The following is a 13,310-nucleotide window of genomic DNA, read 5'->3' as shown; positions in this document are numbered from 1 at the left end:
AGGTACAGTATTTGCAGTTGAAAGTTTCACTATAAGATCATTCCGGCCATAAAATGATGGCGGATCCACCTTTTCAGACAGTTAAACGACAGCATCAGTGAAAAAAAAGAGCGAAGTGAATTATAAACTTATGATGAACTGGAATCGTTATCGTCTTCGTCAAAACAAGCAGTCACTGGAAAAGCTGCTACTGCTGCTATCGAAGTTAGACAGCAGCGGACCAGCGGACGATAAAGCCTACGAGGATGATGTGGACGATCTGCAATCCTTAAAAATTATTTACGAAACGGGCATCCGAAGTTTTGAGAGTCAGATTGAAAAATATCAAAGACTTATCGGAGAACAGCAGTAGTGCTGCCCATGAATTAAAATCACTTAACCACTTTATTTAAATAATCATGGCAAACACCGTCGTAGCAATATTTGATAATAAAACCTCGGCTGAGCAGGCTCAGCAGTATCTTCTTTCTGCGGGGTTCAGTCCGCAGCAAATCGAAATGAAAATCGCTTCCTACAAGCCCGATGTTGAGTTTCCAGTCAGCGAACAGCAGGATAACGCATGGCTTGAAAAGGTAACCGCATTTTTCAGGGATTTATTTGGGGCCGATCATGAAGACGTTGATAGGTACGCGCACGCATCCAAAGCAGGTATTATCTTGACAGTACATACCGATACACGTCAGCAGGCTGAAAAAGCATCGGAGATGCTGGATGCCTATGGAGCAGAAGATGCTACCGAGCATTCCGAACGGCATGCAAGCAGCAGTGATTTTGTAGCATCCCATTCTCTGTCAGACCATGGCGAGAATCATACCTTTCAGCCGGGTGATGAGCTCAGCAGTGCTTACCGCTCGCGTGCTTCCAGAATTAAAAGCCGCATTGTGGAAAGGCATATGGGAAACCAAAGTTCCGAGCCCGGGCTTTAGGCAAGGTTTGCTACCTTATTTGTTTTAGCGTAAAGAGCATTTTTCTGACTTTTTTAAGACAGATTTCATCAGACGTACTTTTGAAAAAAGGCGGTTGGCAGCTTTGAAAGATCCAGTTGCATAAGAAATCAAAAGGTATTTCTTTGCATAAAAATTCAAGATAAACGTTGCCTTCAGCTTATGAATTATCTGATCAAAAATTTTATGGGGCTGATATGGGCATTATCAGCGCTGATGGGCTGTAAATCTCAGCAGGATGCTTTGCCGCCACCCTCGACAGAGGGCCTAAACATTTTCGCTTGCAAAATAAACGGAAAGTCATGGATTGCTAACGGGCGTTCCAATGATCAGGGACCATCTGGCAAGCCGGTAGAAATAGAGTTCAGAAAAGTCAGCGCCGATACTTTTTATCTGATGATCCATACGCATGCGGATACGAAGGATCGTGTGCAAATTACCTTGCCTGGCGGTGTTATCGGTGAAAATACGTTGACCGACCGGTACGGTGCCCCCTTTGGTATTTACTATGACAACCAGTTTCGGATCTTCAATTCGATGAGAAATAATCCTGGGAGCGTCAGAATTACGCGTTTGGATACAGTCAATCAGGTTATTTCAGGAACCTTTGCGTTTGACGCCCAGTATATTGTCGACAAGAGCATTATCAAAATTACCGAAGGACGTTTTGATATTGATATCAGAAGCTTACAGAAGGGATTATAATTTTAGGTGATCTTTACCTTCAAAAAAAACGCGGCATCTTTACAGAAGCCGCGTTTTTTTGCTGCATAAGAAGGCTTAATTTTTTAAGAACTTATAGCTGCTGGACTGATTGTTTACAGTGGTCAGTTTAAGCACGTAAAGGCCCGATGCCATCGATTGAACCGGAATGCCGTCTCTGCTATATGCCGCGGCAGAATAAATCAGGTTTCCCGACAGGTTGTAGATTTGAAGGGAAGCTATCTCATCCGTGTTTTTTAAATCCACAAACAGACGTTCGGTGACTGGATTAGGGTAGGTGCTGATTTTGACCTGCGTTTCTGCAAATACAACGCTTCTGATCCTGCTGAAGGCAAATGTCTGGTCTTTATCGATCATTTTCAGTCGGTAAAGGTTCTCTCCGCCAAGCGGACTGTTGTCTGAGAACTGATATTTTCGAAGTGAGGTGCTTTCATTGGAAGCCTGGACGGATCCGATCGTTTGCCAGTCTGTGTTTTTTGCGCTTCTTTGAATCTCAAAATGACTGCTGTTGGATTCGGATGAGGTAGACCAGTTTAAAAAGGTGCCCGCTTCGATTTTTGATGCGTCAAAATCTACCAAGGTGACAGGCAAAGGATCAGCAAGTACCTTCAAGGTTAGGGTTCCGGCCGCATTGTTGTAAGTAGTCTGCCATAGCATTGGAGCGATAGAGGGAAGGTTTACCGTGCTGAATGTCCCTGTGCTGCTGGCCGCATCAATCAGCATAAACTCGTCGTCAACCGAAGGTGTAAACCCGTTGATAAATGAGACATCCAGGGTTCCTCCCATGGTCATGGCCCCTGAAACCAGAATTTGATCGTAGCCGGTCCCTGGCGTTTTTCCACCAATCTCCATTGTCAGCGTGCCGCTGTTGACAAGATTTCCGGTGAAGGAAAGAATCCCCGGAGAACTTCCTGGCGCCAGGTTTCCACCATTCGTAAAGCTGCTGTGCACAAGTGTTCCCGAACCTTTCAGGGTCCCATTGTTTACAAAAGTACCTGCAACGGTTAGACTGCTGGAATTGACATTGATCGTTCCGCTATTGGTTAGATTTGCCGCTGTTGCGTTAAAGCCAGTCGGCAGATTAACCGTTTGGCCAGTCAGAACGTTTACCGAGCTTGCGGTTGCACCAGGAAACTCAGTGGCTGAAATCCAGAAGGAATTATCCGCGGATGATTCCCAGCTGCCTGTCTGGTTCCAGTCTGCGTTTGCTGCCTTCGTGCGGAAATAGTTTGAAGCGGTACTGTTTTTGTAGATCGTGTAAGAATCTGCGGCGGTAAACGTTTGATTGACTGTTGGCTGCGTACCGGAAAGCCCTGTAAAATCAAGGCGGATTGTGCCATTGCCTGATCCGGTATTGACAGATACGGTGTAGGTGGTGCCCGAGCCGCTCACCCCTGTCACAGCTGCCGAGCTGACGCCGGTGGTTGTCAGCGTAAAATCGGACGGATCTACCCCGGTAACACTTTGGGCAAACACAACCGTATAGCTGACCAGCAATGCGCTGGTCGGGGACAGTTGATCCCTGGTGATCGAGCTGACAGCTGTTTTCGTATAGAAGTCTACTGTGCTGCCATACGAGGTCCCTTTGGAGTTGATCGCATAAGCCCGGACGTAAACGCGCGTTCCCTGTGGAAGTCCGGCAACCGATTGGCTGAACGAACCCGTGCCCGATCCGATGTTTGTCTTGTTATTGGCAACGGTCGGGTCTGTAGAGGTATTCCAGACAATTCCGCGGTCGCTGACAGTCTTTCCGCCGTCATTGGTTACATTTCCGCCAAGGGTGGCGCTGGTTGTACCCAATACACTAACTGCTGCTGTGCTCACCGATGGAGCAACCGCTGCTACGCCTGTTGTGAAGGCAACCACATTGTTCTGCGTGATACCTAAAAAAATTCTACCCTCACCGTCCTTAAAAGCTCCTTTGTCGATTACAACGTAAAGAGCGGTTGTAGCCGGAAAATCAGAGGCCGGATTAATAGTAATGCTTGCCGTTCCGCCGCCTGTAACTTTTGGGTCAGTAGCATCTATTGTCGCTACGATCCCGTTATCACTTACACGTTTGATCACAATATTTTTGCCCGATACCCCCGAGACAGCCCTGTTGAAATTTAAGACGATATTGGATTCAATATCTACGGACGTAGCGCCGTTAGCGGGCGCCGAGCTGCTTAAAAGTGGAGGCGCATCGGTTTGTCTGTAAAAAATGTTTTGCGCTGATGCTGTACGGTAGGGCGTGAACACATCGATATCTTTGTCATTATCCCAGTCTGCGACAAATGCCTTTGCTGAATTGTTCAAAAATACACCTGTGTTAGGAAGCGTATTGAATGGATTTTGATCACCGGTAATTTTAGAGAAAGTTCCGCTTCCGTTGTTGCGGTAAAAATCCAATGTTTCAGCCGTCGCGGATCTGGCTCCGAGAATGTCCACATCACCGTCCGCATCAAAATCGCCATAAACCAGCTGGGTATCTTGTAGAAATACCATATCCTTAAAAGGGCTGCTTGCTCCGGAAATTTGCGTAAAAACGCCATTGTCGTTACGGAAAAGCATGTTGTCGCCGGCGTTTTTGTATTTGGTCACAAAAATGTCAACATCGCCATCATTATCCCAATCTGCCACATGTGCGTATTTAGCACCGGAGTAAAAGGCAGCTTTATCACCCAAATTGTTGAAAGGGTTAGCAGCACCTGTTACCTGATTAAACCCGCCGCTACCATTATTTCTAAAAAACTGATTGTCGCCTGATCCTGAATAGCTATGAATATCAATATCACCATCATTATCAAAGTCTCCATAGATTAGTTCAATGTTTTGTGAAATGACAATGCCGTTGAAAGGACTGTCAGTTCCTCTTAGTTCCTGGAAAACGCCCGCATTGTTTTTGTAAAATATGTTCTTGATTGCAACATTAGCAATGTCTCGTTTTGTAGTCCACACATCCACGTCACCGTCATTATCCCAGTCGGCTACAAATGCGGTGTTTGCACCGCCAAAAACAGCCTTTTGAATCAGTGAGCCAAAGGGGTTGTTATTACTGGTATGATCAACAAAAGTCCCGTTCCCATTATTTCTGTAAAATTTATTCTCTGTTGCTGTCAATGACGGAAGAATATGCATATCAATGTCGCCATCGTTGTCAAAGTCCCCGTAAATCAACTGATCGTCAGTGTAAATCTGTATTTGGTAAAAAGGACTTGCAGAGCCGGTAAGTTCGGTAAAACTGGGGACAAGCAGTCCCTGGAAATCAACAAATTTTAGCACATGTTTTTTCACGATCTGACCCGCTGTGTATTCCAGGTCCCAGTTTCCTCCTTTACTGCTGGCACCTGTATTATCTTCTGAACCCGCCACAGGAATTTCCAACATTTCATGCAGCCGGTCAACAAAGCTTTTTCCGGTAGCGGCGCTGGCCAGTTCGCAGCTGTAAATCATCAGTTCTGATTTTTCAGAAGCAAAACTTTTCTTAAGCGCAGTCCAGAACCCCTGGAACTCTTTTAGATTATGCTCATTAAGCTGCTGTCTTGCCAAAACTAAATTGCCCGAAGTTCCGTGTGTTAAAATATGGATGCGGGATATATTGTGAAGTTCGCTGATTTTTGCCTGAAGATTGCGAAGTCCCTGATCGCTGTTCTCGACCAGTATTACCTGTGCATCCACCGCGGAAGCTTTTACAAGCTGCTGATAATTTTGAAGCGATTTGTCGATGATAACTACATTTTTTTGCTTTTGAATTCTCAGGCCTGATTGCTCAGGCAAGAAAAGCACAAAGCCAGCTGCCAGCATCACACCGGCAAGCAGAAGATAAGTAAAGTTTTTTTTCATGACGATTAAGCGGTCAGCCAAGTTTGTTTAAGATTGTTAGAGGAAAGCCATGTAAAGCGCCAGGGGGGGAGGAGATAGGCTAAGACATAGTTTTCATTGGAAAAGTGCAATGTATAGAATTTATTCGATAGAGGAGTATCTAATTTATTTAACGGTTACATCCGCCGTTGTGAATCATCCATGACTTTTGGTTAAGACTAGTTTCTTGCGGCCGGATCAGACTGCCTTTGCCAGCGCAGAGGGCCCGGAAGGTCATTGCGGCAGGCCGGATAAGTTAACAGATAAGCCAAATGCGGCTTATCTGTTAACAGCGGGTTAGTTTCTTGAAGGGAAAATGCCTTCTATAGCAATGATATAATTTAAGGTCAAATACGGCTGAATATTGCTGTGAGCCTGATTTCCTCCGGCCGGACCTGTGGTGAATTGCGCGGGGCCAGCAGATGCCGCGTTCAGCGTCACGTCCGGAGCCAAAGAATTAAAACCAAGGGAAGCCGTAAAATCTCTTCCTGCGAGCGTGCCTGGCGTTGCAATACTGGCGCCGGCAGAAGCGGCACTGGCATCAGAATTCCCAGAGCTCACTTTAACAGGAATGTTTGTCACTTCGCCCGAATGCACGTGAGCAGGAATCTCTGTTGATAGAAGCGTCACATTTTCTGATCCCGCTGTTTGTCCAAGTGCGTAGGGAGATAAACCAGGTCCCTGTCCGGCACCGACAATAACCCGGCTCTGCAGGTTTGGCAAAGCAAATGTGGATTGACCATCCCCGCCATAAGTGGTTCCCAGCAGCGCAAACAATGCTGAATTCTGAGCGATCGACATAATTTGCCCGTTACAAAATGCCCAGCCTCTTGGGGCAAAATTTGGAGCCCATCCCATTACGGTGCCTAAGAAAACTTCCATAGTTGAATAAATTTGAATTGTTAAAGGATAATTTAAAATGTAAATTCTTGATGGTTATGCTTGAAAAGTGACAGAGTTCCGATCATGAGTGAAGGATTCAAAACGTTCTGTGGCCCGCAGTCCAAGTGCTGCCAGCCGTGAGCCGGAAATAATTCCTTCGGCCATTTCAAGGATGTTGATCCGAAGTATTCCATGCACGCATTGCACAAAAATGCCCTGGTTGATATCGGCGAACAGCACTGTGCCCGCAGTAGTCTCAGGCACATTTTCACCCAGATTCGCAGGGGAAACCTCTAAAATCCTTATCATCTGACCTCTTAGTATACTAATAGCCCCCTGGCATGCAGGATTGGAGGCATTAACCAGGTTTTCGATTTGCTGTGCGCTCTGACTTGCCCAGTCAATGGCTAAATCTTTGGCCGTGGGCCTTGGGTAGCTGCTGCTCTGGCTTTGGTCCTGTGGTTCGAAAGACTGCCTGCCATCCATGCCGGTAATAATATTGAGTGCCGTGCTGACTACGGCGGGCGTAAGCGCCGAAAGCCTTGATGCATAAAGTCCCTGGCTTTCGCCCGGGAAAATTTCGACCGGCAGCTGAGCTACGATCGGACCCGTGTCAAAACCCGAGTCCATTTTGTGCACGGTGATCCCTCCTTTTGGATCTCCGTTTTTAATTTGCCAGAAAAGCGGCGCAATTCCACGGTATTTCGGAAGAAGACTGAAATGAATATTATAGCAGCCCAAAGCGGGCAACTGTAAGAGCGCATTGGGTATTTTATAACTAAAAGTAAATACCAAAAAAAGGTCTGCATGTAAATCAGCAATCCAGGAAATGGCTGTCGAGCCGAGCTGAACGGCGCTGAACTGTCGGAAAATAATACCCTTTGAGCCTGCAAATTCTTCCAGTCTGCTTGTATACGGATTCGGCTCAGCTGCTGCAATTACAGCGGCAAGCGTATGCTGCTGGATTAAATTTTCAATCAGCGCAAACGGGTAAAAAGAGTTTGCAAAAAGTACTATTTTCATCTAACGTTGAGAAATTTTTTCGGTTAAGAAACTCGAATTATGGATTAGCCCGGCTGCAAACCGGCTGGCAAAGGCGCTGATAAACCATCTTCCAAAGAAAATTTTGCTAAATCGATGGGAGTAATGATCAAAAAAACGCTAGGGATTCACCTGCTTGTCCTGCTATGTCAAACAGGATATTCTTCTAACACCGGCTGATCCATAGAACCTGGCAATCCGTCCAAACGGTAGGGCAGCAAAACAGTTTCTGTGAAAAAGGGCCGGTTTGAAGGCGCGGTTAATCACCATCAGCATATGCAGTCTTTTAACTACTTGTTTTTCGCCGGGGAGGTCGCAAAAACGATATAGTCTCTCTTGAAGCTTTTGCAAAGTAAGGTCAATGAAACCAAAAGACTTATTCATGCTAAATATTTTCGTTGAGAGAAGGACTGCCTTGCAAATAGGACGGAAAAATATAAACTAAAAATTAAAAAGCAATATTATTCTTAGTTAACGGTAAAATATTGCCAGACCTGTAACGATAAGATATCAAACAGAAGGGCGTTGCCATTTCCTGTACCGGCGCTGCGAGCAGGATACAACAGGTTAGATTTAACAGGGTTTTTTCTTTGTTTTCCAGACAAATTACGATCCACCTACATAATCGCGAATCCTTTGAAAAGGTATTTATTTTTAGCCGCCTGTCTTTTGAATTTTCAGTATCCGGCCGTTTTTTCTCAGAATCTTCCCCCGGTTTTTTCGGCCGATACCCTTGCAGAAAAAGATCAAAGAGTCCGGCAGTATCTAAGTCCGGTACGTATTGTCTGGCAATCGGACCGCTCTGGAAAAGGTATCATTGATGCCGAAAATCTGCTGCGGCCAGGCACGGGCCAGGCGGATCTGGTCCACAAGAATTTTTGCACACTTAAAAGTACGGATGATCAGTATCCAGGACTTGTGCTGGATTTTGGAAAAGAAATTCAGGGAGGCATTCAGCTGGTTACCGACCAACCGGCTGATCACCGCCCAATTAAAATCCGGCTACGATTTGGCGAATCGGTCAGCGAAGCGATGTCAGAAATTGATACGGTCAGCGGTGCAACAAATGATCACGCCATGCGCGATATTATTACAGAAGTTCCCTGGCTTGGCGTTGCACAGATTGGAAACACCGGTTTTCGTTTCGTCAGGATCGATCTGGTGGATTCCGGCCGTGAGCTGCAGCTTAAAGAAGCACGTGCCATTTTTGAGTACCGCGACATTGCCTATTTAGGATCATTTAAAAGCAGTGACAATAGGCTGAATCAGATTTTTAATACCGGCGCTTACACAGTGCATCTGAATATGCAGCAGTTTTTATGGGACGGAATCAAAAGAGACAGACTTGTCTGGGTAGGGGATATGCATCCGGAGATCATGACCATTAATTCTGTTTTTGGTAAAAATGAGGTGGTCAATAAAAGCCTGGATCAGGCAAGAGACATCACGCCGCTTCCGGGCTGGATGAACGGAATCAGTGCTTATTCGATGTGGTGGGTTTTGATTCACCGGGATTTATATAAGTATCAGGGAGACTTGCCCTATCTGAGAAAACAACAGAAATATCTGGTCGAGCTGCTGGATTTATTAATGAGCAAAACCAAAGACAATAAGGAAGCGCTGGACGGAACACGGTTTCTGGACTGGCCTTCCAGCGAAAACCCCAAAGCGATTCACGCCGGGCTTCACGCGATGATGATCATGACCCTGGATGCGGGCGCGGAGCTTTGCACGATTCTGGATGAGCCGGCTCAGGCTAAAAAATGTAGGGACGCATCCACCAACCTAAAACTGTATGTGCCCGATGCAAACGGCTCAAAACAGGCTGCGGCCCTTCTGGCCTTGTCCGGAATCGTTGCGGCGCAAAAGGCAAACAGCGAAGTGCTGGCAGTGGACGGATGTGCGCGCATGTCAACTTTCTATGGGTATTACATGCTTCAGGCCAGAGCGAAGGCAGGCGATTACCAGGGTGCTATGGATTGTATTCGTAACTACTGGGGTGGTATGCTTGACATGGGTGCCACTACATTCTGGGAAGATTTCGATCTGGACTGGACAAAAAATGCGGCGCCCATTACCGAGATCGTGCCGGATGGCAAAGATGATATTCATGGTGATTTTGGCGCCTATTGCTACAAGAACCTGCGTCATAGTCTTTGTCACGGCTGGGCCTCAGGGCCAACCTCCTGGTTAAGTGAGCATGTTCTGGGCGTTAGCGTTTTGGAACCAGGGTGCAAATCGATCAGAGTTCAGCCGCATCTGGGAGATCTCACCTGGGTAGAAGGCACATTTCCAACGCCTTTTGGTGTGGTCAAAATCCGGCATGAAAAGACTGCTGACGGAAGTATTAAATCCCAGATCGATGCGCCGAAAGGGGTAAAGGTGGTGCGATAGTGATAACTTTTCAACCAAAACAGAATTGATTTGTTAAGCACCGCGTCTTCATCTTGCTGGTTCACACCGGAGATCTTTGAGTAAGTCCTCGCTTACAGCGCGTTAAGATTAGGCGTGTTTGACTTTGTGGAAATAAGTAAGTATCAGTCATGTGCGAAGCTGTTACCGATTTTAGCTGTAAAAACCGGTAACAGAAAGATTGTTCATAGCGGCTAACTGGAGGGTAATTCGATAAGCTGAGCTCACTCCAGCAGAAATCCTGACATTGTATTACAATTTCACCTAAATAAGTTAGATAGTACAATAGCTATAATCGATAGACCCGAAAGGACGAGCGTAGCTGTCCGGTATCCTCGATCAACGGTGGCATATTTCGTCCGGTCAGGCTGTACGTAAATTTCGTCGTTGTTTTTCAGATAGAAATACGGAGATTCGAAAAGTTTTTTCGAATTCAGATCGATGGGGATATAGCTTCTCTTTCCATCCAGTTCGCGTATAAGAATGATATTTCGTAACGCAGTAATATTCAAGTCCCCTGCAAGGCTTAACGCCTGGGTAATTGTAGTGCGCTCGTTTTGAAGATTATAAACGTTGGGGTGTAGCACATCACCATATACAGCGACCTTGATGTTTAGAATTCTAACATTGGTGACTGGATCTTTGTAATAGGTGATCAGCATTTTATTCAGTGTATCACGAAGCGCGGAGGTCGTTAAGCCGGATACTTTAAGGCTTCCTAAAAGTGGTAAATGTATTTCTCCTTTTTGATCTACAAGATAACCAGCCATCGAAGGGTTTTGTGAGCTGTTTTGCGGACTATCATCATTATTCCCATTCGCTCTATTGAAAATTGAGGACGACTCTGGATTTCTGCTGCTAACATTTATACCAAGCACATCGGCAATTTGTATGGTAAAAGGGGAATAGTTAGATACCTGCTCTTCTGTAGGTGTTAGCCGGTTCAAATCTTTAAAATAGGGAATGTTTGTATAAGAGCCACAGGAATTTAAAAAAGTTAAGAGTAATAATAAGGAAATCCAGCTAAATAATTTATTCATGATAATAACGATGATTTGTGAATAATTTTTGAGGAGTGAGTTGGAACCGTGATAGGTATATATTAAATAGTTTTTCTGCTTTAGGTTTTCTTCCTAGTTGAAACCAGAGCATTGTAAATCGAAATTAATTATACATACAAAAACATATATTTTTCTTTAAGGTTGTTAGCGACTAAATTACCAGCATTTAGCTAATTTTCGAATGTTGCTTGAACTGTTCACAAATCTTCGGAAAAGTTTTTTTCACTAAGGTAATTGCTGCTCTTGGTTTTTTAATTACCGCTAAATAGAAATTATGGGTCTGTTTTAAGCAACTCGCATCTTTCGGTCATAAAAGGTGAAATAAAGACCTGTCCCATTTGTTGGGCCTATCCTATACTAGAGAAATGTTTTGGAACGGTAGAGATGTTTATTTGTTTATTTATTAGATAACCTTCTAGGTGCGGCAAAGAGCTTTTAACTTTTTTGAAGTGTCCGTTGTGGCACAGAAACTTACAATTGTGACCTTAAGGACCAACTTACTGTCCCCTTCCGGAAACCATCAGCTGCATGGTTTTCAAAATTAGGGTTATATCTGAGAATATGCTGTATTCTTTCAGGTATTGCAAGTCATACTTTAAACGTTCCACGTTTTTAGCCACTGAATCTGCGTAGCCTACTTTGATCTGTCCAATGGAGGTAATACCCGGCTTTACAGTCAGCAGCCTTTGAAAATCATGTGGTTCTGCCTCCATCAGCATGTCGACATCATATTTATAAAGTGGTCTGGGTCCCACGATGGACATATCGCCCCGAAGAACATTATAAAACTGAGGAAGTTCATCCAGTCTGGATTTGCGAAGAAAATGTCCGATTTTTGTAATACGTTTGTCACTGCTTCCCTGCGAATGCTGCCCCATTTTATCTGCGTTCACCACCATACTTCTAAACTTGTAAATTTCGAACATTTTTCCCCACTGGCCGCACCGGTTCTGGCGGTAAAAGATTGGACCAGGTGAGCTCATTTTGATTGCAATCATCAGTAGAATAAATACTGGAAAACCTAAAATCATAATCGTTGATGAAATGATCAGGTCAAAAGAACGCTTTAACGTCTTTTCATTAACACTTGAAAAAGGTTTTGTATTAACCTGAATGATCGGCATTAAGTCATGGTATTCGATAGTTGCCATATTGGTCATAAAGCCACGAAAATCGGGTACGAGGCGAATATGGGTTTTTTGCCGTTCGCCAAGCCTGATGACACTTTTGATGTGATCATCACTCATGTCCGATAAGCAGCAGTAGACAAAGTCTAGCGTATTTTCTCCCATGATTGCTTCGAGCATGTCCTGATTCTCTGAGTTTTGATCCAAGTCAAAGGTTCCGCAGTAGCGATATCCAAGTTCTTTACGTTCATTGTAAAAATCAAATATCATCTCTGCAAGATCACCCCTCCCTAAAATGGCATAATTTCGGTAGTTGTAACCAGCCTTTCTGTACATCGATATCGTAAGCACAATAATTGCCCTTGCCACTAGTGCCATGGCTGCAAATACTACATAGGTCATGATGAACTGCTGCCTGGAATACTCATCGCCTCTGTGGGCAAGGTATAAGAGCCCCATGATAATAGCGGCATGTAAAAGCACAGCTTTTCCCAGGTTAACGACCTGATTTCTGAAATTGAATGAAATTCGGGTAAAGTGGTAGGTCTCAAGGATATAAATAACAAATATCCAAACCAGGTTGGCAGTCAATAAAAGGATGACATACTGCTGGTCAAATACATACTTCCAATTGCCAAACCGCTGAAAACATGCCACCAGAAACGACAGATTCAGCAGGATCACATCGATCCAAAGGTGGGCATTGGGCATAAGGCGAGGGTAGCGCTTTTTCATATTATTAAAATATTATGCTGTGAGAATATATTAATACATTCGTCGAGTTATGTAACCTGATGCTATTTTGTTCACTTCGATCTATGCTGCCAATAGTTGCTTTTTACAGATGTGTTTACATCTGGGGCAACTAGGAAAACAGCACATCTTATTCAATGTCAGGACTTCTAAAATTCTTTATCGCAAAGCGTGACCAATAGTTTGTAAATGATTTGGCATATTTTTCCCACCCCAGACCATTTTATGCTATCCTTCTATGGTTATCAGATCAGTAAACAAGCCAGACTCTTGTATTTAGTTGTTTTTTAGCTGTGTTATAAAACCATTTTCTTCAAAAAACAGCACAAGCGAAATCAAACCTGTTAATTCGGTCATTTATGGCCGCTTCATTTAATGAATTGCAAACGTATTCTGTCTACTTTAATCGTTTATTTGGGTATAAAATATAACCGCGAGTATAGCAGTTTGGTGCAGTGTGTGTGTTACTATATATTATTAGGAAGTATGATTATATCAATTTTGCTGCTGCCTTGAACAAATGC

General features: G+C 44.3%; 9 protein-coding genes. 4 read left to right on the top strand and 5 right to left on the bottom strand.

Annotated elements, in window-relative coordinates; all coding sequences use genetic code 11:
* The first annotated feature begins 97 nt into the window (after positions 1 to 97).
* The 3 genes from BMY70_RS02195 (at position 98) to BMY70_RS02185 (ending at position 1,649) form a co-directional block, all read left to right on the top strand.
* Entirely contained in the window at positions 98 to 352 is a 255-nt protein-coding gene (locus tag BMY70_RS02195) for a hypothetical protein (RefSeq protein ID WP_090331499.1), read from the top strand.
* 46 nt (positions 353 to 398) lie between these two features.
* On the top strand, positions 399 to 926 hold the full coding sequence (locus BMY70_RS02190; RefSeq protein WP_090331497.1) for a hypothetical protein: 528 nt from the start codon (positions 399 to 401) through the stop codon (positions 924 to 926).
* A gap of 180 nt (positions 927 to 1,106) precedes the next feature.
* A complete protein-coding gene (locus BMY70_RS02185; RefSeq protein ID WP_090331495.1) occupies positions 1,107 to 1,649 on the top strand; it encodes a Riean_0653 family protein in 543 nt (180 codons plus the stop codon).
* Positions 1,650 to 1,724: 75 nt separating this feature from the next.
* Here BMY70_RS02185 and BMY70_RS02180 read toward each other — a convergent pair whose 3' ends face one another.
* From BMY70_RS02180 to BMY70_RS02170, 3 genes are all read right to left on the bottom strand, one after another.
* Entirely contained in the window at positions 1,725 to 5,492 is a 3,768-nt protein-coding gene (locus BMY70_RS02180) for a DUF4347 domain-containing protein (RefSeq protein WP_090331493.1), read from the bottom strand.
* Positions 5,493 to 5,807: 315 nt separating this feature from the next.
* Positions 5,808 to 6,392 (bottom strand): phage tail protein, encoded by a 585-nt coding sequence (locus BMY70_RS02175; protein ID WP_090331491.1) that lies wholly within the window; start codon positions 6,390 to 6,392, stop codon positions 5,808 to 5,810.
* Positions 6,393 to 6,446: 54 nt separating this feature from the next.
* Positions 6,447 to 7,415, bottom strand: coding sequence for a methionyl-tRNA formyltransferase (locus BMY70_RS02170; RefSeq protein ID WP_090331489.1), 969 nt, complete (start codon positions 7,413 to 7,415; stop codon positions 6,447 to 6,449).
* 654 nt (positions 7,416 to 8,069) lie between these two features.
* Between BMY70_RS02170 and BMY70_RS02160 the strand changes: the two genes are divergently transcribed.
* Complete coding sequence (locus BMY70_RS02160; RefSeq protein WP_090332584.1) at positions 8,070 to 9,827, top strand: alpha-L-rhamnosidase-related protein; 1,758 nt, start codon at positions 8,070 to 8,072, stop codon at positions 9,825 to 9,827.
* 278 nt (positions 9,828 to 10,105) lie between these two features.
* Here BMY70_RS02160 and BMY70_RS02155 read toward each other — a convergent pair whose 3' ends face one another.
* Together BMY70_RS02155 and BMY70_RS02150 are read right to left on the bottom strand one after the other, a co-directional pair.
* Positions 10,106 to 10,885, bottom strand: a complete 780-nt coding sequence (locus BMY70_RS02155; protein WP_090331484.1) for a polysaccharide biosynthesis/export family protein — start codon at positions 10,883 to 10,885, stop codon at positions 10,106 to 10,108.
* 518 nt (positions 10,886 to 11,403) lie between these two features.
* Positions 11,404 to 12,768, bottom strand: a complete 1,365-nt coding sequence (locus BMY70_RS02150) for a sugar transferase (RefSeq protein WP_090331482.1) — start codon at positions 12,766 to 12,768, stop codon at positions 11,404 to 11,406.
* Positions 12,769 to 13,310 lie beyond the last annotated feature (542 nt).

The organism is Dyadobacter koreensis (genome assembly GCF_900108855.1).
GTDB classification, from domain to species: Bacteria; Bacteroidota; Bacteroidia; order Cytophagales; family Spirosomataceae; genus Dyadobacter; species Dyadobacter koreensis.
This window is presented reverse-complemented; position numbering and strand designations above follow the sequence as displayed.

What these genes read in the sequence shown, in the direction of transcription:
- BMY70_RS02190 (WP_090331497.1), top strand. Translation starts at nt 399, where the DNA reads ATGGCAAACACCGTCGTAGCAATATTTGATAATAAAACCTCGGCTGAG.
- BMY70_RS02175 (WP_090331491.1), bottom strand. Translation starts at nt 6,392, where the DNA reads ATGGAAGTTTTCTTAGGCACCGTAATGGGATGGGCTCCAAATTTTGCC.
- BMY70_RS02185 (WP_090331495.1), top strand. Translation starts at nt 1,107, where the DNA reads ATGAATTATCTGATCAAAAATTTTATGGGGCTGATATGGGCATTATCA.
- BMY70_RS02180 (WP_090331493.1), bottom strand. Translation starts at nt 5,492, where the DNA reads ATGAAAAAAAACTTTACTTATCTTCTGCTTGCCGGTGTGATGCTGGCA.
- BMY70_RS02155 (WP_090331484.1), bottom strand. Translation starts at nt 10,885, where the DNA reads ATGAATAAATTATTTAGCTGGATTTCCTTATTATTACTCTTAACTTTT.
- BMY70_RS02170 (WP_090331489.1), bottom strand. Translation starts at nt 7,415, where the DNA reads ATGAAAATAGTACTTTTTGCAAACTCTTTTTACCCGTTTGCGCTGATT.
- BMY70_RS02150 (WP_090331482.1), bottom strand. Translation starts at nt 12,768, where the DNA reads ATGAAAAAGCGCTACCCTCGCCTTATGCCCAATGCCCACCTTTGGATC.